Genomic DNA, 23,310 nt, shown 5'->3' on the forward strand with positions numbered 1-23,310 from the left:
ACACACGGGCAGCAGGCTTCTCACGAGGCCGACCGAACCGCCGGTCGACCGCATACCGAGGAGTTCACGGTGACCACACATTCCCACGACGTCGAGGATTCGCTCCAGCCGATTCCCGAGAGCCAGAGAACCACCGCGCTGTCCGGTCAGTTCTGGATATGGGCGGGTGCGAACATCGCGCCGATCAACTGGGTGCTCGGCGCGCTCGGCATCAGCATGGGCCTCGGTCTGGCGGATACCCTGACTGTGCTCGTCCTCGGAAACGTCATCGGAATGGCGATCTTCGGATTCTTCGTTCTACTCGGACAACGAACGGGAACGACCGGAATGCTGTTGGGCCGTTCGGTCTTCGGTCGTCGAGGCAACTACGTTCCCTCCGCCGTCCAGGCCGTGGTGGTCGTCGGCTGGTGCGCGGTGAACACCTGGATCGTCCTCGACCTGGTGATGGCCCTGTTCGGCGAACTCGGCTGGGTCGACCCGGACGCCGGGAACGTCGGATGGAAGGTCGCGGTGGCCACAGTCATCATGGCGATTCAGGTCGGTATCTCCATGGCCGGATACCGGGCGATCGCGGCATTCGAGCGCTGGACCGTTCCGCCGACCGTCGTGGTGCTGGTTCTGATGTCGATCGTGGCCTGGTTCCACCTGGACATCGACTGGAGTTACTCCGGTCCGGACGGAGTTGCGCTGGCCGGCACCGAGCGCATCGTCGCCATGTCCGCCGTGATGACGGCCATCGGAATCGGCTGGGGACTGACGTGGTTGACCTACGCCGCCGACTACTCCCGCTTCGTGAGCACGCGTGTTCCGCGACGCAAGCTGTACCTGGTCAGTGCACTGGGACAGTTGATTCCCGTCGTGTGGCTCGGTGTGCTCGGCGCGACGTTGGCCACCACCAACGGTTCCGTCGATCCGGGCAAGCTCATCGTGGAGAACTTCGGTGCGCTCGCCATCCCGGTGCTGCTGTTGGTTCTGCACGGCCCCATCGCCACGAACGTTCTCAACGTCTACAGCTTCGGTGTGACGGCGCAGGCCCTCGATATCAAGTTGAGTCGGCGCACTTTGAACCTTGTCGTCGGCGTTCTCGCACTGGCCGCGAGCGTGTTCTTCGTCTTCCAGGAAGATGCGGCGCAGACCCTCGACGCCTGGCTCGTCGGTGTGGTGGGCTGGGTGGCGACGTGGGGCGCGATCATGCTGGTGCACTACTACGTCTTCGAGCGCGCCAGCACCCGCTACGGCCATCTGTTCGACGACGTGGGCTCGACGAGGATGCAGGACGTCAACTGGCGTGCACTCGCGGCGTTCGCCGTGGGAATTTTCGGCACCTGGATGTTTCTCAACGGCATGGTCCCGGCATTGCAGGGGTTCGGTTCGCAGGCGCTCGGCGGTCTCGACATCTCGTGGCTCGTCGGCGGTAGTGCTGCAGCATCGACGTACTACCTTCTCGCCCGAAAATCACATCGGCAGTGGATGATTCGTCAGCAACAGCCCGAAGAGCAGGCTCCGACACCACAGCCGGTCGAATAGCTCGTAGCCGTCATCGCACCGCGCAGTCAAGGAAGGAAACATGGGAATCTTCATCAGGAACGCGCACGTCATCACCATGGACGCATCCACCGGATCCGAACCGATCGTTCGCAGCATCCGGATCGAGAACGACGTCGTCACTGCAATCGCCGCCGATCTCGAACCCGGCGACGGCGATACGATCATCGACGGCCGCGACAGGCTGGTGACACCGGGATTCGTGAACGCACACACCCATTCGTGGGAGACGTTCTACAAGGGCAGATACGACAACATGCCCCTCGAGATGTGGATGGCCATGGCGTATCCGATCCTCGGCGACAGTCGCGTCGAACCCGATCTGGTTCGTCTGCGCAGCACGTTGTTCGCAATCGAGTCCCTCGAAGCGGGCGTGACGACGATCGTCGACGACGTTCTCGAGAACCCGACTCAGGATTGGGCGCAACTGTCGGCGGTGTTCGACGCCTACGAAGAGATCGGCATCCGAGCGAACATTTCCGGACACGTGATCAGCAAACCGTTCGTCGATACCGTGCCCTTCATCGCCGATCATCTGTCGCCGAAGGTCACGGCCGAGATTCGGTCGCATCCGGTTCCCACCACGCAGGAGTACCTCGCATTCAGCAGGAAAGCATTCGAGCAGTATCACGGTCGAGGCAACGGGCGTCTGCGATACATGGTCGCGCCGTCCGCACCGCAACGGTGCGGTGCGGAGCTTCTGGTCGGTGCCACGCAGTTGGCGATCGAATTCGACGCCGAATGCCATATTCACGTCCTCGAGACCAAGACTCAGTTGGTCACGGGAACGGAGATGTACGGCGGCTCCCTGGTGGAATATATGGGTCGGATCGGCGCACTGTCACCCAATACAACCCTGGCGCATGGCATTTGGCTGACCGAAGACGATATGTCGATGATCGCCGCGGCGGGTACGTCGATTTCGCACAATCCGATCTCGAATCTCAAGCTCGGATCGGGAATCGCCCCGTGGCATGCCCTGCGTACCGCGGGCGTGAACCTCGGACTGGGAACCGACGGATGCTCGAGCAGTGATTCTCCCCGGATGCTCGACGTCGTGAAAGCTGCTGCGCTGCTGCACAAGGTGACCAACCCGGACTTCACCACCTGGCCCACGGTGGACGCGGTACTACACGCAGGCACCGTCGGCGGGGCCCGCAGTGCGCTCCTTCAGGACACAGTGGGCACCGTGGAGGTGGGGATGCAGGCCGACCTGGTGATCTTCGACCTCGACACCATGGCTTTCACGCCTCGGCAGAAGCTCGACCGGCAACTGGTGTACTCCGAGAACGGCTCCTCGATCGATGTCGTGATCGTGGCGGGCCGGATCGTCGTCCAGGGCGGACGCGTCACCACGGTCGACCGGTCGGCGGTGCTGGCCGAACTTGCCGAGCGCCTCGACGAGATCGTGGCACGCCAGAATGCACTCGATTCGCTGAACAAGCCCCTACTGGATGCGCTGGCGGCCATGTACGACAGAGCGGTTGCGACCCGCGGCACCGTCAACCGATTCAGCGACGACGAACGCGCGTGGCTCGTCTGAACGGCGGTGCCGGAGCGGGTGTCATGAAGGTCGATTTCAAGAAGACGCTCGACGCATATTCGGCACGGCACAACATTTTTCGTACCCTCGTCGTTCCGCCGCTGACCTACCTGATGCTCGACGGACACGGCGATCCGAACACCGCGCCGGAGTATGCCGAAGCAATCGGGGCGCTCTACCCCGTGGCCTATGCAGTCAAGTTCGCGAGCAAGAACGATCTCGAACGGGACTACGTCGTCCCGCCGCTCGAGGCTCTGTGGTGGGCCGAGAACATGAACTCGTTCACCACCGAGAGGGACAAGAGCGAGTGGAGCTGGACCGCCATGATCATGGTGCCCGACTGGATCGACCGTCCGATGTTCGAGACGGCAGTGGCGACCGCCGCCTCGAAGAGCAACTCGGACGCGTCGAGCAGGGTTCGGTTGGAGACTCTCGACGAGGGACTGTGCGTACAGACACTGCACATCGGGTCCTACGACGACGAGACGTCGGTACTCGACGAGCTCCATCATCGATACATCCCCAGTTCTGGATTGACGATGACGGGCAGACATCACGAGATCTATCTGAGCGATCCGCGCCGGGTCGAACCTGCGAAGCTGCGCACCATCCTTCGCCAGCCGGTAGCGCATTCAGCGGAGTCGGCGTCGCTCTGACACGATGGCCGTCATGACCAACGCGGTGCGCCCGGCGTCGTTCACCGCCGGGACCCTCACTCTCCTGGGGGCGCTCTACTTCGCGCAGGGAGTGCCGTTCGGATTCTTCACCCAGGCCTTGCCGGTGGTGCTCCGGGAGTCGGGGTTCTCCTTGGTGAAGATCAGCGCAACCGGTGTGTTGTTCCTACCGTGGGCGCTCAAGTTTCTCTGGGCACCGTACGTCGATCGGTACGGATCCAGGAGGCGGTGGCTGCTGTCGCTGCAGTGTTCGGCCGCAGCGGTGGCACTGGCGTTGTCGTTCCTCGATCTGTCGTCGACGTTGCGCTGGCTGTTCGTCGGCATCTTCGTCATGAATGCTCTGTCGGCGACGCAGGACATCGCGACCGACGGCATCGCGGTGCGTACGCTCACCGCGGCGCAGCGCGGGTTGGGCAACGGACTCCAGGTCGGTGCCTACCGCATCGGCATGGTGTGCGGTGGCGGACTGCTGTTGTGGCTGTTCACCTTCGCCGGATGGCGGGCGCTGTTCGTTGCGATGGCACTACTGATCGTGCTGACGACGCTCCCCGTGTGGTGGATGCGCAGACAACTCGACGCGGCCGACGCGGACTCCGATCCGCACGCCGAGCGACCGAGGCCGGGGCGGCTGGCCGGTGCCTGGTGGTCGCGGCTTCGCAGACCCGGAATGGTGGCATTCATTCTGCTGATCATCGGGTTCAAGTTCGGCAACTCGATGGGATCGGCACTCGTGGGTCCGTTCCTGTCGGACAGCGGTCTGTCGCTGCCCCAGATAGCGCTGGTCGAGGGCGGTCTGTCTTCGGTGGCTGCGGTCGGGGGAGCCGTACTCGGGGCATGGCTGGCGTTTCGGTACGGACGTCGTCGGGCCCTGCTGGTGGGCGGAGTGAGCCAAACGCTGAGCCTTGCCCTGTATGTCGTCGCGTCGCTGGGCGTAGGCGGCTTTCCGCTTCTGGTCACCGCCAACATCACCGAACATGTGCTCGGTGGTGCGGCCACCGTGGCGGTGTTCGCGCTGATGATGGACGCGTCCGAGAAGCGCTTCGCGGGAAGCGATTACACGCTGATGGCGTGCGCGATCGTCTTCGCGCAGGGTGCCGCCGGGATCGCCGCCGGTGTGGTCGGCGATCTGTTCGGATACACGGCGATGTTCGGTTCCGCGCTCGTCCTGTCCGGTATCGGCTGTGCACTGTTGCTGCTGGCACTCGATCGGGGCTGGGGGCCCGAAGGTCTCCGACAGGTGATCCCGCCGAAGACCGTCGTCGTGTAGGAGCGGCTGCGTCGGCGCTCAGCTCCCAGTGTTGGATCCTGCGATGTTGACCATCCACTGAACTCCGAACTTGTCGGTCAACATTCCGAACGTGTCGCCCCACGGAGCTTTCTCGAGACCCATGGTGAACTGCGCGTCGACGGCCAACTTGTTCCAGTAACCCGTCAGTTCGTCCTCCTCGTCGCCGCTGAGCGAGACGCTCATGGTGTTGCCGGGGGTGTGCTCCATCGACGACGGCGTGTCGGCTCCCATCAGAGTGAAGCCGTTCGAGGTTGTCAGCTGGCCGTGCATGACCTTGTCCTGGTCGGCGGGATCCTCGCTGGCGTTGGCCTCGCCGAGCGTGGTGACGGTGAGCTCGCCACCGAAGACCGACCGATAGAACTCCATCGCCTCGCGGGCATTGTCTCGGAACGACAGGTAGGGATTGAGAATGGACATGATCGAAGTCTCCTTCTTCGCTGAACGAGCGGGCTGAACTACGTCGACGGCATCCGTCGAAACAGTAGACACGCACCACGACGGAAAGTCACCGCAGAAGATCAGATGGAGGCGTCGGTATCGGCCAGAATGGTGCGGAGTGCAGCCACATGGCGTCGATACGCCGTTCTACCGTCCTTCGTCAACGACAACCACAGTCGACGCGAGTCCGTGCGTGATCGCTGCTGCTCGACGTATCCCGCATCGACCAGAGCGGCGACCTGCTTGCTCAGCGCCGATGCGCTCAACCCGCTGTGTTCCTTGACGATCGAGAGTTCCACCGTCGTGGCCGCGGCCAGAAGGGCACAGATTCGGAGCCGGTGTGCGGGATGAATGATGGGATCGAGATCGCTCGTCATCGACGTGTGCTGCGGTAGTGCAGGATCGATCCGATCGAGTAGATCGACGCAGCTGCGATGGCGAGCAGAAGCACAGGCCAGGCCGGTCCGCCGGGATTCCCGACAGCCTGCGCCAGTGCGACGCAGAGCGCCGAGAGCGCCACGCAGGTGAGGAAGCCTCTGTTGGTGGGTAGTGCCCACGGCGTCCCCATCCGATATCCGGTGATGACGTTGACCGCGATGATCACCGCGGCGACCCCGAGGAACGCGGCCCGGCTGTCGACAAGGGCGGTCAGTGCGAAGACTGCGAGCAGCACGGCGTTGACCGGATACAGCCACACCGGCCACGGAGTGTCTCGTACCGCGCGCTGAACTCGGTCGATGTCGTCGAGAGCTGTTCGTGCTTCGGCAGGTGTGGGTCTTCCGATGCTTTCCATGGTGGAAACTGTATTGGATAGTTTCCATCATGGCAACCATCTGGCGAGGGTCAGGTGTCGGCAGGCCGCGATACTTCCGATTCCCAGCGGGCTCGTCGTTCGTCGTCGGACTGCTCCCACCACGGCGTTCCTCGCTCGCCGAGGGCGACTTTGGTGGCATGCACGCCTGCGCGAGATTCGGGTGCGCCCGACGTACGTTTGACCTCCCTGCGCCACGCCATCAGAATCGACCGCAGTTCGGTATTGCGATCCTCGGGGATGTCAGGATCCGTTGCGCGCCAACGTCTACCCTTGATGACGATGTAGCGACCGTCCTCGGTGCGTTCCGGTTCTTCGGCCATGGGTCCACACTGCCATGCGTCAGCTGCTCAGATACTGCGGTACTGCAATCCCGTCGAGCCCGAGCGCAACGGCGGCACGAGCGGTGACCGGGCCGACCAGATTGCCTGTCCCGTTGTAGCCGCCGAATGCGACCACGGTGTCGTCGACGACTGTGCACAGCGGGCGCCCGTCCGCGGTGAATCCCACGGATGCAGCCCAACGCGCAACAACCGAAAAAGATTCTCCTGCAAACGATGTCGCGACAGATTCGATGTAGTCCTGCACCTGGGCGGTCGGTTCGTCGGACGGTGTCCACTCGTCGTCTACGAAGAGGTCACGACCGCCCCCGACATACAGCCGTCCCGACGCGTCCTGCTGCGCGTAGTCGTATCCCCATCGTCCGTACACGGGGCAGGGCAGTCGTCTCGGCGTGACGGGCGAGGTGGCGAGCATCTGCAGACGCGCGGTCCGAACCCGGCCGTCGAGCTGGGGGAGTACCTGTTCGAGCCGACCGTCGACGGCAACGAGAACCAGGCCGCACCGAATCACCCCACTCGGCGTCGTGACTGCTCCTGGCCCGATGGCGGTTGCGGGCGTGTGCTCGTACAACCGGGCGCGGCCCGCGAGGATCGACGCCAACCCCAGCGCGCGACGCGCAGGATTCATCACCGCGTCGTCCGGTAGGAAGATCCCGCGCCCCAACTCGCCGGAATACTGCTCGACGGCAATGTCGTTCTCGCGCAGGCACTGTGCCAGCGCATCGCAATCCTCCGAATCGGCGAGCTCGACCGGCGCGCCGGGCACTCCCGCGAGCCTGATGGATCCGGTGCGGCGGACGACGTCGGATCCGAGAAGCCCTTCCAGGGAGTCGATCTCGGCCAGAGTCGCTCGATACAGATCCACCGCACACGGGCCCCAGGTTGCGAGCGCAGTGTGCAGAAAGGTCGCCGGACCACCGAGCAGGAAGCCGCCGTTGCGACCCGCGGCACCGGCAGCGATCCGTCCTGCGTCGATTCCGACCACATCGAGACCACGGTCTACGAGGTCGGCTGCAGCGGCCAGACCCGAGCCTCCCAGGCCGACGACGCAGACGTCCGCGGTACTCCCACGCTCCAGTGCGGGTAACCCCGCCCAGCCGGACACGACCGGGTCGTCGTCCCATGCCGGGCGGGACGTCGCGCTGACACTCATCGGTCGATCGTATCGACGGATTCGGCGGGCGGATGGTTTACGATTCCGGCACCCGCATCCCAGCACCGGTAAGGACCGTCCATGCGCACTGTGATCGTGACCGCGTTCGTTTCGCTCGACGGCGTCATGGAAGGACCCGGCGGCGAGGTGGGTTATCGCAACTCGGGGTGGACGTTTCAGGGCATAGAATTCGACCCGGCAGTGTACGAGATCAAGGGGCGCGAGCAGGAAGAGGCCACGGCGCTGCTGTTGGGCCGCACCTCGTACGAGGCATTTGCGCCGATCTGGCCCACCATGGACGATTTCGCCGGGTACAACGCGATGCCGAGGTACGTGGTGTCGACAACGCTCGAAAAGGACGACTCACGGTGGCCGGCAACCATTCTGCGTGGAATCGACGACGTCGCAGAGCTCAGGGACTCCGATGGTGGGCCGATCTCGATCCACGGCAGCGCCACTCTGGGGCGAAGTCTCGCCGACGCCGGACTCGTCGATCGGTACCACCTGCTCGTCTTTCCACTCCTGCTCGGGGCGGGAAAGCGACTGTTCAGTGAGGCCGACAAGGACACCACGCATCTCGAACTGGTCGAACACGAGGTCTACGGCAACGGAATTCAGAAGCAGGTGTTCGACGTACGTCGATGACCGGGCGGGGCAGGCCTCAGACGTCGTCGCTTCGGATGGTGCGCCGCCGCACGGAGACGAGTTGCAGCTCGGGACGTGAGGCCGCCACGCGCTCGATTCGGTCGAGAACATCGGTGACATGGTCGCGATCGCCTGCTACGACGGACGCGCCGACACCTGCTCGTCGGTGCAACTCGCGATGATCGGTCTCCGCGGCCGACACCGCGAACTTACGTTGCATTTCGGAGATCACCGGCCGGATCACGGAGCGCTTCTCTTTGAGTGAGTGAACATCTCCGAGAAGGAAGTCGAATTCTATCCATCCAATCCACATATGCCGACCATCCTAACGCTGGGGGATACCCGAGCACTCGGGATTCGACTCGGCGATGCTTCGGATGCGCACCATTCGCCGAACATGTTCGTACACTGGCGGCATGGCTGCACCGGCGGAACACGGCTCCTTGCCGCCCAGCCTTGTCGAAATGGCGACCCGTCAGGTCCGATCCGAGGTGCTCAGCGGTGCGCTCGAGCCCGGATCCCGAGTGGTCGAGGAAACCCTGTGCGCGCGCCTCGGGATCAGCCGAGCACCGGTACGTGAGGCGTTGCGCCTGTTGGCTCAGCAGGGTCTGGTCGAACATCTTCCACGTCGCGGGTTCCGAGTGACGGTGTGGTCGGCAGTGGACATTCTCGAACTCTTCGAGCTGCGTCAGGTCCTCGAACGGCATGCGCTCGAGCGCGCGCTCCCGCTCGGTTCGTCTCGCGACGGTGCGTTCGCGCCGGTACGAACGGCGCTCGACGAGATGCGTGACGCCGATGCGCGGGGCGACACCCTCGGAAAGGACGACGCCCACCGGCGTTTCCACGAAGCCATCGTGGCGTTGGCAGGCAGTCGCCAACTCGATGTGGCGTATGCACCGATCCTGCTGAAGTTGCAGCTACCGATGGCCCGCAATCTCAGGGAAGAAGCCCGAGTGGCCAATCCGGTCGACGGGATCCGGCGTCACGAATGGTTGCTCGACGCCATCGAATCGAACGATCTGTCGGTGGCGCTCGCTGCGTTGAAGCAGCACGGCGAGCTGACCTACCTGCATCTCGAGAGTACTTCCTAACAGACTCGAAACACGGCAACAACCTGCAGTAACAGAAAACTGTCGACAATCGACGGTATGAATTCAGACCTTGGACCGGTACCCGGCCCGACCGTTGCCGAGATGCTCGCGGCGTACCGAACCGGCGCCTCGACTCCCACGGCAACGGTGGAGGCCTTCTCGACCGCCGTGGCTGCGCGCGGCGACGACGGAACGTGGATCACCGTCGTGGCCCGTTCGGAACTGCTCGCGGCCGCCGCGGCTCTGGAAGCGCGACCCGATGCGGTGTCGCTACCCCTGTACGGAATTCCCTTCGGCGTCAAGGACAGCATCGACGTAGCCGGATACCCGACCACTCTCGCCTGTCCCGACTACGCGTACACGCCGGATTCGACGGCCCCTGCAGTGCAGGCGTTGGTCGACGCCGGAGCCATCTTCGTCGGCAAGACCAGCCTCGATCAGTTCGCGACCGGGCTGAACGGAACGCGCACGCCGCACCCGATTCCGAGGAGCGTCTACGGCAACGACATGATCTCGGGCGGCTCCAGCTCCGGTTCGGCACTGGCCGTCGCCCTCGGGCAGGTGCCGTTCTGCGTGGCCACCGACACCGCAGGATCGGGGCGAGTGCCCGCAGCGCTCAACGGCATCGTCGGGTACAAGCCGTCACGCGGCCTGATCAGCACCGTCGGACTCGTCCCCGCGTGCAAGTCGCTGGACTGCATCACCCTGATGGCGACGACGGTCGAGGATCTCGATCTCGTTTTCGACGTCATGTGCGCCGAGGATCCAGCGGACGGCTGGTCGCGTCGCCGCGGAGAGAAGTTCGACGGGCACGAGGTCACTGTGGGTCTACCGGACCTGCAGCAGTTGGATTTTTTCGGCGACGCAGCCATGTTCGATGCACATTCGGTCGCGCGCCGGTCGCTTCCCGAGCATGGATTACGGACCACCGCAGTCGATCTCACTCCGTTTCTCGATGCCGGTTCGCTGCTGTATCAGGGACCGTGGGTCGCCGAGCGGCTGGTCGAGTTCGACGAATTCCTCACCGACAAGCCCGATTCCATCGTTCCGGTCGTCCGCGAGATATTCCTGGGTGGACGGCGGTACAACGCCGTCGACGCCTTCCGTGCCTTGCAGACGCTGCAAGGCCTTCGCGCTCGCGTCGCGCAGCTCTGGACATCGATGGACGTGATGATCGTGCCGACCATCGGTACCACCTTCACCGTGCCCGAGGTACTCGCGGACCCCATCGCGTGCAATACGAAGCTCGGCCACTACACCCACTTCGGGAATCTTCTCGACCTGACGGCCGTAGCGGTTCCCGCCGGGCTCACCGAGGACGGTCGACCGGTCAGCCTCATGGTGATCGGGCCTGCGCTGGCCGACGATACGATTCTCGCAGTCGCGGCCCGGTTGCTCGGAGAGGGGCGCGCCGTCTCACCGCCTCTCGCAGTCGGAGGGTCGGCGGTCGAGACCATCGACATCGTCGTTGCCGGGCACCATCTGTCAGGAGAGCGCGCCAACCCGCAGCTCCTCGAGCTCGGCGGGTCCCTGGTCGAGGCCACGTGCACCGCGCCGACGTACACACTGCTTCGGATCGGAACCGCCGATCCGACTCCCGGCCTGCTGCGAGTTCCATTCGGCGGCAGCGCAATCGACGTGGAGAGGTGGCGACTGCCCGCTACTTCTCTTGCGGTACTCGCGGGCAGAATGCCAGCGGTGCTCGCTCTGGGACGAGTGCTGCTGGCCGACGGTTCCGACGTTCTCGGCTACGTCTGCGATGCCACTGTGCAGACCGGCGCGGAGGGACACACCGTCGACGACATCAGCGAGTTCGGTGGCTGGCGGGCATATTCCCGGGCGATCAATTCTGCTCACGACACTTCCATTGCAGCACAGGAGATCTCATGACCTCAGCACACACCCCGGTAGCGTCGATACCGTCGGCGTCGCCATCGGAGTTCACCCTCGACGCGTCGACGACGGCACTGCTCGTCATCGACATGCAGAGGGACTTTCTGCTTCCAGGGGGATTCGGTGAGAGCCTCGGCAACGATGTAGGCCAGCTCCGAACCGTGATCGAACCACTCGCGGGTCTCATCGCGGTGGCCAGGGATGCCGGGATACCGGTGATCCACACCAGGGAGGGGCATCTGCCGGACCTGTCGGACTGCCCGCCGGCGAAGTTGCGCCGCGGCGCGCCCTCTCAGCGTATCGGTGATCGGGGAGCGTTCGGCCGCATACTCGTTCGCGGTGAGTACGGCCACGACATCGTCGACGAGCTGGCACCACTCGAGGGCGAGACCGTCATAGACAAGCCCGGCAAAGGCGCGTTCTACGCCACCGAGCTCTCCGAGGTTCTCACGAGCGCCGGAATCACCACCCTGCTCGTCACCGGTGTGACGACGGAGGTGTGTGTGCACACCACGGTGCGGGAGGCCAACGATCGAGGATACGAATGCCTCGTGGTGACGGACTGTGTCGGTTCGTACTTCCCGGAGTTCCAGCGAGTGGGCCTCGAGATGATCTCGGCTCAAGGCGGGATTTTCGGGTGGACCGCGCCGTCGGAGGACGTCTTGGCCGCGTTGATTGCGTTCGTTCCCACTTCTGCGAGCCGATAGGACCAGAAATGACCATGGACGTCAAAGACTCACCCGCTGCAGGCTCGTCGCCCTCGTTCACCCTCTCGTGGTGGACGAAAGGCGACACCAACGCATTCTTCGGACTCGGCTTCAACATCCTCGTCAACGTTCTCACTCTGACCACATTGAGCATCGCGGTGGTCGGTATTCCGGGAAGCGACGTCCTCGGGACGCTGCTGCCTGCTCTAGGCATCGCACTGATCCTGGGAAACTTGTACTACATGGTTCTCGCTCGTCGACTTGCCAAGCGCGAGAACCGAACCGATGTGACTGCGCTACCGTACGGTCCGAGCGTGCCGCACATGTTCATCGTCGTGTTCGTGGTCATGCTCCCGGTCTACCTGGCGACGGGCGACGCGGTTCAGGCGTGGGCGGCGGGACTCGCCTGGGCCTTCATGATCGGCATCATCGTCATGATCGGAGCGTTCGTCGGGCCCTACATTCGCAGGATCACCCCGCGCGCGGCGATGCTCGGTACGTTGGCCGGCATCTCCATCACGTTCATCGCGATGCGCCCGGCGGCGCAGATGTGGGAGGCCGCCTGGATCGGGTTGCCCGTTCTCGCAATCATTCTCATCGGCTTCTTCACAGACGTGAAGTTGCCCGGCAACATTCCAGTCGGTCTCGCGGCGCTTCTGGTGGGCACGGCGATCGGCTGGATCGGCGGATACATGTCCGTGCCGGACGTGACCGAGGCCGCGAGCAATATCGCGCTCGGCCTTCCGGATCTGCGCCTCGATCTCCTGCTCGACGGTCTCGGTAACCTGGCACCGCTGCTCGCCACCGCAATTCCGTTGGGGGTCTACAACTTCACCGAGGCGATGAGCAACGTCGAAAGCGCGTCCGCTGCCGGAGACAACTACAACCTGCGCAGTGTGCTGCTCGCGGACGGCTTCGGTGCGGTCGTCGGCTCGGCGTTCGGATCGCCGTTCCCGCCCGCGGTCTACATCGGCCATCCCGGCTGGAAGGACGCAGGTGGCCGGACCGGATACTCGGTCGCATCGGGCGTCGCGATCGGGTTGATGTGTTTTCTCGGGTTGTTCGGATTGCTGGCGACGTTGCTGCCGATTCCCGCGATCGTTCCGATTCTGCTGTACATCGGACTGCTGATCGGTGCCCAGGCATTCCAGTCGGTGCCGAAGCTGCACGCCATCGCGGTGGTGGTGGCGCTGCTTCCCAACCTCGCGGAGTGGGCGGTGGGTCTGATCGACAACGCACTCAGCGCGGCAGGTACATCGGCTACCGAAGTGGGCAGCGAGGCACTGGGTCAGGCGGGTGTCGTCTACGACGGGCTGAAGACGTTCGGATCGGGAGCGGTACTCGCCGGACTGATGTTGGGCACCATCGTCACGTTCGTTCTCGACAAACGGTTTCTCGCCGCCGCAGCAGCGGGTGGGGTGGCCGCGGCACTGTCGTGGGTCGGTCTGATCCATTCACACGAGGTGGGGTGGGCAGCCAACCCCCAAGTGGCCCTGGGTTATCTGTTCTTCGGGCTCGTGTGTTTGGCGTACTCGCGGCTGATTCCCGCCCCGAAGCAGACGAGCGAACCACAACCGGTCGGGGAGTAGAGCGTCCCGATGCGGGCCGCCTGGCCCGCATCGGGAACTGCTCTAGCGCGCGTTCACGAGCTCGAGCGCCACGAGATCGGAGAGATACTTCTCGATCAACTCGCGCCCGAGGTGCGGAATGTCCCCGACGGCCGAGGCGAACTCGTCGGCGGGCAGCATCGCCCCGGACAACGGGTGTTGCGGGTGTGCGTACGAGTCGATCAGGGGGAGCAGCGAGTGCGAACGCTGCTTCTCCGGCAACGCCTCGACTGCGGCACCGAACCGTTCGAACCACTCGTCGTAGTTCTCGACGATCTCGATGTCGCGACCTGCGTCACGGATCCAATCGACGAACGTGTCCAGCGAGATGTCGTCGTCGTGTGGGTTGAGGATGTCGAACGTTCGGTAGCCAGAGGTGTCCCCGCCCGCGATCGACGTGATGGCCGAAGCACTGAAATCGGCAGGCAGACCGTCGTAGTGGGCCAGCGGTCGCCCTTTCTCGTCGGTCGGTGCCCCGGCGTCGGTGGCGTAGAACGTGTGAGGAGCCAGACCGGTTGCGACGACCGAGAGGATCAGGCGCGTGAACACGTCCGGAACGTTGAGCTGACCGGTCCATCTGCTGTGCGCCAGGATCATGTCCGAGCGAAAGACCGACACCGGTAGGCCGAACTCGTCGAACGCGTTGCGCAACAGCACTTCACCGGCCCACTTGGAGTTTCCGTAGCCGTTGGCGTAGGAATCGTCCACAGCTCGCGACGGGCTGTCCACACGGATGTCGCCGTTCTCCCGAAAGTTCTCGACGCCCGCTGCGACGGCCACCGTCGACAGGTAGGTCACCGGCTTGACATGGTCGGTGAGCGCCAGCCGAATCACCTCGGCGGTGCCGACGACGTTGGGGCCGAAGAGGTGCTCGTACGGCAGCGCGTGATTGACCAGCGCTGCGGGATGGACGATGCGATCCACCCGTTGGGCCAGCGTCTCGAACACGTCCTGGTCCACGCCGAACCCAGGTGACCCGAGATCGCCTGCCACGACCTCGAGCGCAGCGTCGGCCAAGGTTCGATAGCGCTCCGACAGGTCTGCATCGCCGCTGTCGAAGGCCGCATCGAGTCGAGCTCGCGCATCGGAATCGGAGCGTCCGCGCACCAGGCAGATCACCTTTCCGCCGATCTCGGCCATGCGCTCCAACCATTCCAGGCAGAGGAAGCGACCGAGGTATCCGTTTGCCCCGGTCAACAGAACCGTGCTCGTCTGTTCCCGCGGGCCTGGAATGTGGTGCGCGGCGTCGAGGAGGGTGTCGTCCAGAAATGCCGACAGTTGCAGGTCGGACGCCTCGGCGACTGTTGCGCCGCGACCGTGGATCGATTCGAAAGTGGCCGTGTCGGAATCGTTGTCGCGGGCAGACGTGATGTAATCGGCCAGCGCTGCCAGGTCCATGGCGGGCCCGGTGATCACACCGACCGGAACATCGACGTCGTAGATCTCACGGAGCAGCGTCGAGAACGTCAACGCCGACAACGAATCTCCGCCCAGGTCGCTGAAGTGGGCATCGGGGCGAACATCGGACCCGGCGCATCCGAGCAGGGCTTGGGCGGCATCGCCGACCGTGGTCAGGACAGGGGCATCGGCACCACTGCGCCTGAGCTCGCGCAGCCGGTCGTTCTGACCGGATTCGAGTTCTGCGTAGCGACGCTCGAGTTCGTCTCGGTAACGTTCGACGAGTTTGGGCCGCAGTTGTTTGCCCGCACCGGACAGCAGTCCGTTCTCCTGTGTGAACGGCTCGTGTTCGATGATGACCTCACGTGGAATCTCGTACGAGTTCAGCGCTTCCGTGCGTGCGATCCGTTGCAGCGATTCGATGACCGAACCCGCGGTGGTGTCCGGGTGGGCCGGAACGACGACCGCCAACAGATACGCCCGTTGGCCGTTGCCGTAGAGAAATATCTGATCGACCAGCTCACTGGTACCGAACAGGGATTCGAGGCGCGCCAGTGCGACGAACTCGCCCTGAGCCAGTTTCAGAACGTTCTTGCGTCGATCGACGTAGGCGAGTCGGTCGGGCTCGATCTCGGCGACGACGTCACCGGTGCGATAGAAGCCCTCGGAGTCGAAGACCTCGGCCGTGACGTCCGGGCGCTTGTAGTAACCGGGAATGATGGACGCGGTCTTGAGTAAGAGCTCACCGCGTGGATGCGGTGTGTCGGTGGAGAAGTAACCGAGTTCGGGCACATCGTCGAGCTTGTATTCGATCACCGGTGGACGTTGCACGACGCCGTCGTGCAACACCATCCCGGCTTCGGTGGAGCCGTAGTTGTCGCGGACCTCGATATCGAGCAGCTCCGTGACGAAGTCCTTGACCTCGGGAGCAATCGGTGCGGTGCCGACCATTGCGGCAAGGACACGACCGCCGAATTGCTCGATCCTGTTGCGCTCCAGAACCTCTCGACGCGTCCTGTCGGCATCGCCACCTGCAGAGCGTTCGACCTCTCGGTCGATCTCGGCGAGGACGTTGTGCCGAATCATCTCGCACACCCGCGGAATCAGCAGGGCCATCGTGGGCCGAGCGAGCGCGAAGTCCTCGAACAGGGTGGACAGGTCACTCGCCGCTGCGAAGTGGACGGTGCCGCCGGCCGCCAGCGTCGAGAAGACAAGACCACGCCCGGCCAGGTGACTCATCGGGAGATAGTCGACAGTGATGACAGGGAAGGCCGGCCGGTCCGCGGATTCGGAGGAAGCTCCGGTGTGGTGCCAGGCACCGGTCCAGGCTCCACACACGATTCGTTCGGTGTGCATCGCTCCCTTGGGAGTTCCGGTGCTGCCGGAGGTGTAGATCAGCGTCGCGAGTCGTTCGGGATCCTCGCCGTCGGGGAGCGGGATCTCCGGCAGTTGCGCGCCGTCGCGAACCAGCTCGGTGAGTGGCCGAATGACGACTCCCACCGGTTCGGCGTCGACCAGCGCGGATCTCATGGTCCGTGCATGCGCGTCGATCGCACCGTCGTAGTCGAGAACGACGATTCGACGAATGGACCGACAGTGCGTGGCAACCTGGACCGCGGCGGACAGGTTGTCGACATCGGCTGCCAGGACGACGGGTTCGACCTCGTCGGCGATGGCCGAGAGCTGGCCTGCGGTGGCACCGGCCTGCAGCGGAACGGCAATCGCGCCGAGTCGGATCGTGGCCAGTTCCGCAACGACGTACTCGGCACTCGCGAATCCCAGGGTTGCGAAGAAGTCTCCCGAAGAGATGCCGATCGCGTCGTGGGTCAGCGCCGAGGCCAGTGCGCCGGCGTCGCGCCATGCCTGGCCGTAGGTGATGGTGTCGAACCGGGGGAGAAGGTGAAACGTGTCGACGTCGTCGATCTTCACGATCTCTCGAGCTCGGCGGCCGAGGGCCGGCCGATCGGAGTAACGCGTCATGATCTCGGCGACCACTCGGGCCAGGTTGGGCGACAACTCCTGAGCGGCATCGGCCACGGCGCTGTCCGGTTCTGCGGCTCGAAACTCCCGGTCGGTCTCGTGCAACTCCTGAAATCGGCTGCGTTGCCTGCTCTGTCGATCCTGTCGGCTGTCGACGTCCAGTGTGTGCGTCATGCTCGACTCCCTCCGACGAAGCCCGCCTACTGTTCGGGGGACCTCGCGATTGTCGCTCAATATCGTTATCAAAGGTAAGTATATGCCGTCGGGCCTCTCGCCAATCGTGACGCTCCTCATAGTCCGATAAGTCGTAAAAGTCTGGCTCACTGCACTTTTGGGGCCCGGATCGGCGACGCTGATTTGGGGTGGCAGCTCCCGTGGGTACTCGGTGAAAGCGGGAGATCGAGACTTGTATGGTGAAACCACAGTCATGTGCGTCACAGTGCTAGTCACCGTCGCGCGCACGTGTCACCCCTCGCGATCGGAGAAGTGAATGTCGGACGTCCTCTCGCGACGCGACCTGGATTTTCTGCTGTACGAATGGCTGGACGTGGCGGCACTGACAGCTCGACCGCGCTTCGCGGAGCACTCGAAGGAGACCTTCGACGCGGTCCTCGGCCTCAGTGCGGACATCGCCCGCAAGCACTTCGCGCCGCACAACAAGAAAGCGGATGCGCAGGAGCCGACGATGAATGCGGACGGTTCGGTCGAGCTGATACCCGAAGTCAAGGAAGCGCTCGATGTCTATGCGTCCGCGGGTCTGATCGCCGGGCAGTTCGACGAGTCGATAGGCGGGATGCAACTGCCTGCGACCGTCTCTCGGGCAGCGATGGCGTTCTTCCAGGCCGCCAACGCCGGGACCTCCTCGTACCCTTTCCTCACCATGGCCAACGCCAACCTGATCGCGACGTACGGCACGCCGGATCAGGTGCAAGATTATGTCCGGCCCATGCTGGAAGGGCGCTGGTTCGGAACCATGTGTCTGTCGGAACCGCAGGCCGGATCGTCACTGGCGGACATCACGACGAAGGCAGTGCCGCAGGACGACGGTAGCTTCCGCATCACCGGTACCAAGATGTGGATTTCGGGTGGAGATCACGAACTCACCGAGAACATCGTCCACCTGGTGCTCGCCAAGACCCCGGGAGGACCGCCAGGAGTCAAGGGAATCTCCCTGTTCATCGTTCCCAAATTCCTCCCGAACGGCGACGGCGGTACGGGCGAGCGCAACGACATCGTGCTGACCGGCCTCAATCACAAGATGGGCAACCGCGGTACCACCAATACCCTGCTGGCGTTCGGCGACGGAACCCACTCTCCCGGTGGGCAATCCGGAGCTGTCGGCTACCTCGTCGCCGAGGAGAACCGCGGTTTGTCGTACATGTTCCACATGATGAACGAGGCCCGGATCGGCGTCGGATTCCTGGCCATCGCGCTCGGGTACGTCGGTTACCTGAAGTCGGTCGAGTACGCGAAGACGCGTACTCAGGGACGACCGCTCGGCGCGAAAGATCCGGCAGCACCCCCTGTCGCGCTGATCGAACACGCCGACGTTCGTCGAATGTTGTTGGCGCAGAAGTCGTACGTCGAAGGCGCGCTGGCCCTGGGACTCTATTGTTCGCGTCTGGTCGACCATCAGGATTCGGCATCCGACGATGCCGAAGCAGCACGATCGACACTGTTGCTCGACGTACTGACCCCCATCGCCAAGAGCTGGCCGTCTCAGTGGTGCCTCGAAGCCAACAGCCTGGCCATTCAGGTGCACGGCGGCTACGGATACACCCGCGACTACGACGTCGAGCAGCACTACCGCGACAATCGCCTCAACCCGATTCATGAAGGCACACACGGCATTCAGGGATTGGATCTGCTCGGGCGCAAGGTGATCATGCAGGGCGGCGCGGGATTGGCTCTGCTGGCCGAACACGTCGCGGAGACGGTGGAGCGGGCCCACGCAGCAGGCGGTGACGCTGCTCGATACGCCGCCGAACTGCACGCGCGCTTCGACAGAATCGTCGAGGTCACCGCGGCAGTGTGGGGTACCGGCGACGCCGCCGTGGCGCTGGCGAACTCCACGGCCTACCTCGAAGCGATGGGGCACACTGTCATCGCCTGGATGTGGCTCGAGCAGTTGCTGGCGGTCGGCACGAAAACCGGAGACTTCTACGACGGAAAGCGTTCTGCAGCTAAATACTTCTACGTCTACGAACTGCCGAAGGTGGACGTGCAGCTCGATCTGTTGGCGAGACTGGACCGCACCACCCTCGATATGTCACCCGCTTGGTTCTGAGTCGAAAACAAGGAGATTCATCGAACATGTCGATCTTGGAAAAATTTCGCCTGGACGGACGCGTCGTCATCGTCACCGGTGCATCCTCCGGACTGGGCGTGGCATTCGCCAAGGCAGCCGCCGAGGCAGGAGCGGACGTGGTGCTCGCCGCACGACGAGTGGACAAGTTGGCGCAGACCGCAGAGTTGATCGACAGCGTCGGAGGGCGTTCGATCACGGTCGCCACCGACGTGGTGGACCCGGACCAGTGCACCGCGATGGTCGAGGCCGCGGTGAAGGAGTTCGGAACAGTGGACATTCTGATCAACAACGCCGGGGTAGGCACGGCCTACCCCGCAACCCGTGAGACACCCGAGCAGTTCCGCTCGGTGATCGACATCAACTTGAACGGGTCGTACTGGGCAGCGCAGGCCTGCGGACGGGTGATGGCACCCGGCAGTTCGATCGTGAACATCTCCAGCATTCTGGGGCTGACCACCGCAGGCCTTCCGCAGGCGGCCTACAGCGCGAGCAAGGCAGCGATCATCGGCCTCACCCGCGATCTGGCGCAGCAGTGGGGCGCGCGAAAAGGCATCAGAGTCAACGCTATTGCGCCAGGTTTCTTCCAGAGCGAGATGACGGACTCGTACCAGCCGGGATACCTCGACTCGATGGCTCCGCGAATGATCCTCGGACGCAAAGGCGATCCCGAAGAACTGGCCGCAACTGCCATCTGGCTCGCCTCGGACGCCGGGGGATACGTGACGGGTCAGACCATCGCGGTGGACGGTGGAATCACGATCACCTGACGGCTATCGTTCGGCCGGCACGGCGATGCCCTCGCGGATCAGTCTGCGCGCAACCACCAACGCGTCGTCGGTGTCGAGTCCGGGCAGGGCATCGAGGCGGCACGGTGCGCCCTGGTTCAGCAGGTCGAGAGCGTCTGCGCACTGGGGCGGCATCGTCACGGTCTTGGTGCGCACGACCACGGACACTGCGTGGGCAGATCGCACGACACGGGCGAACACGCCGGGCCGTAGTCGGATCGAATCCTCGCCCCGCAACGCTCCCATCGCAGCGACGCTTGCCAGTGGGCGCACCGGTTCCGGTCGGACAAGCTCGTCGTGACGATCAGCGACGCGTTCGGCCAATCGACGTATCGCGTCGGGGTCTCGGTCGATCTCGTCGAGCGCGGCGCGCATGGCGTCCACGACTCGGTGTACATGCGCAGCGATGGACTCCGAGTCGGAGTGGTCGAGGCCGGCGGGAAGGGGAGCGCGCAGACTCTCGACGTCGCCCAGCGACTTCAGCACGTGGTGGGCGACGTCGTAGTCGTTGTACGACGCCACGCCGATGGTCAGGTGCACGGTTGTGTCACCGAGCGCTTGCGCCGAGTGGATCCACCCGCGCGGCAGGTAGAGCACATCGCCGGGCTCGAGGACAACGTCCAGTTCGGGAGTGTTCGATGCGTGGTCCTCGACGGCCGACCGTCGGTCCGACCACGGTTGATTGTTGAGCGGATGCACGTGCACCGGAGAGTGAATGCTCCACCGCTTGGTGCCCGCGATCTGCACGACGAACACATCGTGTACGTCGTAGTGCGGTGAAAAGCCTTGCGATGCGGCTGGTGTCACATACGAGTTCACTTGCACGGGGTGGCCCAGCTCGCGAACGAGATCACCGACGAAATGAATCAGCGGCGGCCACAGTCGATGCAGGCCCTGAAGTACCAGCGTGTTTCCGGCCGCGAAGGCTGCCAGCACCGCTGCGGAGTCGACCTGGTCCGTTACCTCGGCACCGAACCCGCCGGACGACGTGAACTGCGACTTGTCCAGCAACCGACCGTCTTTGGCCATCCGCACGAACGGAGTGCGTACTCCGCGTTCCGAGATCAGCTCGTCGACCGCGTCGAGTGTCATCAGATCGTCGAACGAGTCCGACAGCTCGGCGGATCGGGTCAGTTTGGGAGCTGTACCCCAGAACCGGTCTGCGAACGTCCTGAAGTCGGTACCGGTGAGACGACGGAGCGCGGACCGATTATCCGATCCGCGCTCGCCGCTCGACTCAGTGCTCAAGCGGTACCGTCCGCACCGCCGTCGTGTCCGTTGGGGTTCGATCCACCGTCGGCCGGGCCCTCGCCCGCTCCGGCGGGGCCGTCTGCTCCGCCGTCGTGACCGTCAGGGTTGGATCCGCCGTCGGCGGGTCCTTCACCGGCTCCGGCGGGGCCGTCTGCTCCGCCGTCATGGCCACCGGGGTTCGATCCGCCGTCGGCGGGTCCTTCGCCTGCGGCTCCGCCCGTGGTGGTGATGTCGTCGTCGTTGATGCTCATCGAAGTCCTTCCGGTCGTGGAGGTTCGTGTACCCGCGCAGCGCGAGAACATCGGAGGTATTGACGCAAACTCTGTTTCTCAAACAGCGGTGGTGTGGCGAATCTCAGGCAGAGTCCTCGGCGATCTCGGGTGCGTTCTCCCGGGTCGCCATTCCGCCTCCGCCGCCGCCGTCCACCGGTCCTGGTCGGCCGCCCTTCGGCGTGTCCGATGCCTTCTCGGAGTCTGTCGGGTTCTCGCTGTCGGTGTTCTCGTCACGTCCCATGGTTCGACAGTAGACCGCCGCGCAGGCCGTGGGACGATGGAACGATGGATCGATCCCGAGCGCAGCACGTGGTGCTGCTGGACGACGAAGGCCGCGCCGTCGGCACGCACGACAAGACCACCGTCCACACACTGGACACGCCACTGCACCTGGCATTTTCCAGCTACGTGGTGAGATCGGACGGCGCAGTTCTTCTCACACGCAGAGCGTCGAGCAAGACGACGTGGCCAGGGGTGCTGACCAATACGTGCTGTGGCCACCCGGCACCCGGTGAGAAGCTCGACGACGCCGTACTGCGCCGAATCGGTGAAGAATTGGGCCTGCATGCGGAATCCGCCGAGTTGGTGCTGCCGCACTTCCGGTACCGGGCCGTCATGGACAACGGAATCGTGGAGAACGAGATCTGTCCGGTGTACCGCGTGAGAGTCGACGAGCACGCGACACTCGATCCCGACCCGGCCGAGGTGGAGGAGACTCGATGGGTGTCGTGGCGTGAGTTCTCCGCGGGGGTGCGGGGCGGCACCATCGACGTATCACCCTGGTGCCGAACACAGGTGGAGCAGTTGACCGCTCTGGCCGACGAGCCACTCGGCTGGCCGGCATCGCCGGACGACATGCTTCCCCCCGCTGCCCGTCCTGCCGACACCCGCTGATCCTGCCCGGCCTCTAGGGTTCGTGCTGTGACCGTCGACAATTCCGACAGGCCGAACGAGGACCTGCTCGATCGTGCCTCCGTCGCGCGCGAACTCGCCCGCTTCTGCCACCGCACCGCCGAAACGGACGGACTCCGCGCCGCCGCCGTTGCCGTTGCGGTCGGTGGACCGCCGGGGGACAGGCGCATGCTTCTGACGAGGAGGCCGGATCGGTTGCGCGCACATCCGGGCCAATACGCGTTGCCCGGCGGAGGTGTGGACCCGGGCGAGTCCCGGATGCAGGCCTGTCTGCGGGAATTGGCCGAGGAGTTGGGGATTCGCGCCGACGAGACCGACGTGCTCGGTAGGTTGGACGACTACGTCACCCGATCCGGGTACGTCATCACTCCGTTCGTGGTGTGGGTCGGCGACTACTCGTCCACGTTGCTGCCCAGCGAGGACGAGGTGGCCGAAGTGTTCGAGGTGACGGTCGACGAACTCGACGTCGACGCCCAATTCGTGTCGATTCCCGAATCGACGCGTCCGGTTATCCGGTGGCCGTACCGAACGGGTGCCATCCATGCTCCGACCGGCGCGATCGTCCATCAGTTCCGTGAAGTGGCACTGCATGGTCGACACACCCGAGTCGCGGACTTCGAGCAGCCGGTGTTCGCGTGGCGCTAACGTGGCCGCAAGCCCGAGCGGGC

The 23,310-nt window shown here is 64.2% G+C and carries 23 protein-coding genes; 13 read left to right on the forward strand and 10 right to left on the reverse strand.

Annotation, left to right across the window (positions count from 1 at the left end):
* Positions 1-69 precede the first annotated feature (69 nt).
* The 4 genes from R3P95_RS22695 to R3P95_RS22710 are packed head-to-tail and all read left to right on the forward strand — an operon-like array spanning position 70 to position 5,029.
* Positions 70-1,527: a purine-cytosine permease family protein gene (locus R3P95_RS22695; protein ID WP_317549592.1), complete on the forward strand. Its 1,458-nt coding sequence runs from the start codon at positions 70-72 to the stop codon at positions 1,525-1,527.
* Positions 1,528-1,567: 40 nt separating this feature from the next.
* A complete protein-coding gene (locus tag R3P95_RS22700) occupies positions 1,568-3,088 on the forward strand; it encodes an amidohydrolase family protein (RefSeq protein WP_317549593.1) in 1,521 nt (506 codons plus the stop codon).
* A 23-nt stretch (positions 3,089-3,111) separates the two neighbouring features.
* On the forward strand, positions 3,112-3,744 hold the full coding sequence (locus R3P95_RS22705; protein WP_149406002.1) for a GyrI-like domain-containing protein: 633 nt from the start codon (positions 3,112-3,114) through the stop codon (positions 3,742-3,744).
* 13 nt (positions 3,745-3,757) lie between these two features.
* Positions 3,758-5,029 (forward strand): MFS transporter, encoded by a 1,272-nt coding sequence (locus R3P95_RS22710; RefSeq protein WP_149405705.1) that lies wholly within the window; start codon positions 3,758-3,760, stop codon positions 5,027-5,029.
* Positions 5,030-5,047: 18 nt separating this feature from the next.
* Here the strand turns inward: R3P95_RS22710 and R3P95_RS22715 are convergent, their stop codons facing one another.
* From R3P95_RS22715 to R3P95_RS22735, 5 genes are all read right to left on the reverse strand, one after another.
* Positions 5,048-5,470, reverse strand: coding sequence for a VOC family protein (locus R3P95_RS22715; protein ID WP_068047305.1), 423 nt, complete (start codon positions 5,468-5,470; stop codon positions 5,048-5,050).
* Between the two features lie 98 nt (positions 5,471-5,568).
* Positions 5,569-5,865, reverse strand: a complete 297-nt coding sequence (locus tag R3P95_RS22720; protein WP_149405706.1) for a transcriptional regulator — start codon at positions 5,863-5,865, stop codon at positions 5,569-5,571.
* On the reverse strand, positions 5,862-6,281 hold the full coding sequence (locus R3P95_RS22725) for a hypothetical protein (protein ID WP_149405707.1): 420 nt from the start codon (positions 6,279-6,281) through the stop codon (positions 5,862-5,864). The genes R3P95_RS22720 and R3P95_RS22725 overlap by 4 nt, the downstream gene beginning before the upstream one ends.
* Before the next feature lie 50 nt (positions 6,282-6,331).
* Positions 6,332-6,622, reverse strand: a complete 291-nt coding sequence (locus R3P95_RS22730; protein WP_149405708.1) for a hypothetical protein — start codon at positions 6,620-6,622, stop codon at positions 6,332-6,334.
* Between the two features lie 19 nt (positions 6,623-6,641).
* Positions 6,642-7,793: an NAD(P)/FAD-dependent oxidoreductase gene (locus R3P95_RS22735; protein ID WP_149405709.1), complete on the reverse strand. Its 1,152-nt coding sequence runs from the start codon at positions 7,791-7,793 to the stop codon at positions 6,642-6,644.
* Positions 7,794-7,874: 81 nt separating this feature from the next.
* Here R3P95_RS22735 and R3P95_RS22740 point away from each other — a divergent pair, with 81 nt between their 5' ends.
* Positions 7,875-8,438, forward strand: a complete 564-nt coding sequence (locus R3P95_RS22740; protein ID WP_149405710.1) for a dihydrofolate reductase family protein — start codon at positions 7,875-7,877, stop codon at positions 8,436-8,438.
* Between the two features lie 16 nt (positions 8,439-8,454).
* On the opposite strand, the gene R3P95_RS22745 is transcribed toward R3P95_RS22740, so the two are convergent.
* Positions 8,455-8,751: a DUF503 domain-containing protein gene (locus R3P95_RS22745; RefSeq protein ID WP_269594049.1), complete on the reverse strand. Its 297-nt coding sequence runs from the start codon at positions 8,749-8,751 to the stop codon at positions 8,455-8,457.
* A 103-nt stretch (positions 8,752-8,854) separates the two neighbouring features.
* Here R3P95_RS22745 and R3P95_RS22750 point away from each other — a divergent pair, with 103 nt between their 5' ends.
* Genes R3P95_RS22750 through R3P95_RS22765 form a run of 4 tightly spaced genes read left to right on the forward strand, consistent with a single transcriptional unit; the run spans position 8,855 to position 13,718 of the window.
* Positions 8,855-9,529 carry a GntR family transcriptional regulator gene (locus tag R3P95_RS22750; RefSeq protein ID WP_068047468.1) on the forward strand — a complete coding sequence of 225 codons (675 nt, stop codon included), beginning with the start codon at positions 8,855-8,857 and terminating at the stop codon, positions 9,527-9,529.
* A 57-nt stretch (positions 9,530-9,586) separates the two neighbouring features.
* On the forward strand, positions 9,587-11,419 hold the full coding sequence (gene atzF, locus R3P95_RS22755) for an allophanate hydrolase (RefSeq protein WP_317549594.1): 1,833 nt from the start codon (positions 9,587-9,589) through the stop codon (positions 11,417-11,419).
* Positions 11,416-12,129, forward strand: coding sequence for a cysteine hydrolase family protein (locus tag R3P95_RS22760; protein WP_317549595.1), 714 nt, complete (start codon positions 11,416-11,418; stop codon positions 12,127-12,129). The genes atzF and R3P95_RS22760 overlap by 4 nt, the downstream gene beginning before the upstream one ends.
* Positions 12,130-12,137: 8 nt before the next feature.
* Positions 12,138-13,718: a regulator gene (locus R3P95_RS22765; RefSeq protein WP_149405714.1), complete on the forward strand. Its 1,581-nt coding sequence runs from the start codon at positions 12,138-12,140 to the stop codon at positions 13,716-13,718.
* Positions 13,719-13,760: 42 nt separating this feature from the next.
* Here the strand turns inward: R3P95_RS22765 and car are convergent, their stop codons facing one another.
* Positions 13,761-17,288, reverse strand: coding sequence for a carboxylic acid reductase (car, locus tag R3P95_RS22770; RefSeq protein ID WP_317549596.1), 3,528 nt, complete (start codon positions 17,286-17,288; stop codon positions 13,761-13,763).
* 316 nt (positions 17,289-17,604) lie between these two features.
* Between car and R3P95_RS22775 the strand changes: the two genes are divergently transcribed.
* Both R3P95_RS22775 and R3P95_RS22780 read left to right on the forward strand, forming a co-directional pair.
* On the forward strand, positions 17,605-19,401 hold the full coding sequence (locus R3P95_RS22775) for an acyl-CoA dehydrogenase (RefSeq protein ID WP_317549597.1): 1,797 nt from the start codon (positions 17,605-17,607) through the stop codon (positions 19,399-19,401).
* A 26-nt stretch (positions 19,402-19,427) separates the two neighbouring features.
* Entirely contained in the window at positions 19,428-20,189 is a 762-nt protein-coding gene (locus R3P95_RS22780) for an SDR family NAD(P)-dependent oxidoreductase (RefSeq protein WP_317549598.1), read from the forward strand.
* A 3-nt stretch (positions 20,190-20,192) separates the two neighbouring features.
* Here the strand turns inward: R3P95_RS22780 and R3P95_RS22785 are convergent, their stop codons facing one another.
* The 3 genes from R3P95_RS22785 to R3P95_RS22795 form a co-directional block, all read right to left on the reverse strand.
* Positions 20,193-21,455, reverse strand: coding sequence for a cupin domain-containing protein (locus tag R3P95_RS22785; RefSeq protein ID WP_317549599.1), 1,263 nt, complete (start codon positions 21,453-21,455; stop codon positions 20,193-20,195).
* A complete protein-coding gene (locus tag R3P95_RS22790; protein WP_032398144.1) occupies positions 21,452-21,709 on the reverse strand; it encodes a hypothetical protein in 258 nt (85 codons plus the stop codon). The genes R3P95_RS22785 and R3P95_RS22790 overlap by 4 nt, the downstream gene beginning before the upstream one ends.
* A 103-nt stretch (positions 21,710-21,812) precedes the next feature.
* Positions 21,813-21,971, reverse strand: coding sequence for a hypothetical protein (locus tag R3P95_RS22795; protein ID WP_317549600.1), 159 nt, complete (start codon positions 21,969-21,971; stop codon positions 21,813-21,815).
* Between the two features lie 44 nt (positions 21,972-22,015).
* Here R3P95_RS22795 and idi point away from each other — a divergent pair, with 44 nt between their 5' ends.
* Entirely contained in the window at positions 22,016-22,624 is a 609-nt protein-coding gene (gene idi / locus R3P95_RS22800; protein ID WP_300518241.1) for an isopentenyl-diphosphate Delta-isomerase, read from the forward strand.
* Between the two features lie 27 nt (positions 22,625-22,651).
* Positions 22,652-23,287: an NUDIX hydrolase gene (locus tag R3P95_RS22805; protein ID WP_317549601.1), complete on the forward strand. Its 636-nt coding sequence runs from the start codon at positions 22,652-22,654 to the stop codon at positions 23,285-23,287.
* Positions 23,288-23,310 lie beyond the last annotated feature (23 nt).

Source organism: Rhodococcus cercidiphylli (genome assembly GCF_033042225.1).
In the GTDB taxonomy this organism is placed as follows: Bacteria; Actinomycetota; Actinomycetes; order Mycobacteriales; family Mycobacteriaceae; genus Rhodococcoides.

What these genes read in the sequence shown, in the direction of transcription:
- R3P95_RS22705 (WP_149406002.1), top strand. Translation starts at nt 3,112, where the DNA reads ATGAAGGTCGATTTCAAGAAGACGCTCGACGCATATTCGGCACGGCAC.
- R3P95_RS22710 (WP_149405705.1), top strand. Translation starts at nt 3,758, where the DNA reads ATGACCAACGCGGTGCGCCCGGCGTCGTTCACCGCCGGGACCCTCACT.
- R3P95_RS22760 (WP_317549595.1), top strand. Translation starts at nt 11,416, where the DNA reads ATGACCTCAGCACACACCCCGGTAGCGTCGATACCGTCGGCGTCGCCA.
- idi (WP_300518241.1), top strand. Translation starts at nt 22,016, where the DNA reads ATGGATCGATCCCGAGCGCAGCACGTGGTGCTGCTGGACGACGAAGGC.
- R3P95_RS22700 (WP_317549593.1), top strand. Translation starts at nt 1,568, where the DNA reads ATGGGAATCTTCATCAGGAACGCGCACGTCATCACCATGGACGCATCC.
- R3P95_RS22735 (WP_149405709.1), bottom strand. Translation starts at nt 7,793, where the DNA reads ATGAGTGTCAGCGCGACGTCCCGCCCGGCATGGGACGACGACCCGGTC.
- R3P95_RS22750 (WP_068047468.1), top strand. Translation starts at nt 8,855, where the DNA reads ATGGCTGCACCGGCGGAACACGGCTCCTTGCCGCCCAGCCTTGTCGAA.
- atzF (WP_317549594.1), top strand. Translation starts at nt 9,587, where the DNA reads ATGAATTCAGACCTTGGACCGGTACCCGGCCCGACCGTTGCCGAGATG.
- R3P95_RS22765 (WP_149405714.1), top strand. Translation starts at nt 12,138, where the DNA reads ATGACCATGGACGTCAAAGACTCACCCGCTGCAGGCTCGTCGCCCTCG.
- R3P95_RS22725 (WP_149405707.1), bottom strand. Translation starts at nt 6,281, where the DNA reads ATGGAAAGCATCGGAAGACCCACACCTGCCGAAGCACGAACAGCTCTC.
- R3P95_RS22740 (WP_149405710.1), top strand. Translation starts at nt 7,875, where the DNA reads ATGCGCACTGTGATCGTGACCGCGTTCGTTTCGCTCGACGGCGTCATG.
- car (WP_317549596.1), bottom strand. Translation starts at nt 17,288, where the DNA reads ATGACGCACACACTGGACGTCGACAGCCGACAGGATCGACAGAGCAGG.
- R3P95_RS22730 (WP_149405708.1), bottom strand. Translation starts at nt 6,622, where the DNA reads ATGGCCGAAGAACCGGAACGCACCGAGGACGGTCGCTACATCGTCATC.
- R3P95_RS22775 (WP_317549597.1), top strand. Translation starts at nt 17,605, where the DNA reads ATGTCGGACGTCCTCTCGCGACGCGACCTGGATTTTCTGCTGTACGAA.
- R3P95_RS22745 (WP_269594049.1), bottom strand. Translation starts at nt 8,751, where the DNA reads ATGTGGATTGGATGGATAGAATTCGACTTCCTTCTCGGAGATGTTCAC.
- R3P95_RS22790 (WP_032398144.1), bottom strand. Translation starts at nt 21,709, where the DNA reads ATGAGCATCAACGACGACGACATCACCACCACGGGCGGAGCCGCAGGC.
- R3P95_RS22780 (WP_317549598.1), top strand. Translation starts at nt 19,428, where the DNA reads ATGTCGATCTTGGAAAAATTTCGCCTGGACGGACGCGTCGTCATCGTC.
- R3P95_RS22795 (WP_317549600.1), bottom strand. Translation starts at nt 21,971, where the DNA reads ATGGGACGTGACGAGAACACCGACAGCGAGAACCCGACAGACTCCGAG.
- R3P95_RS22720 (WP_149405706.1), bottom strand. Translation starts at nt 5,865, where the DNA reads ATGACGAGCGATCTCGATCCCATCATTCATCCCGCACACCGGCTCCGA.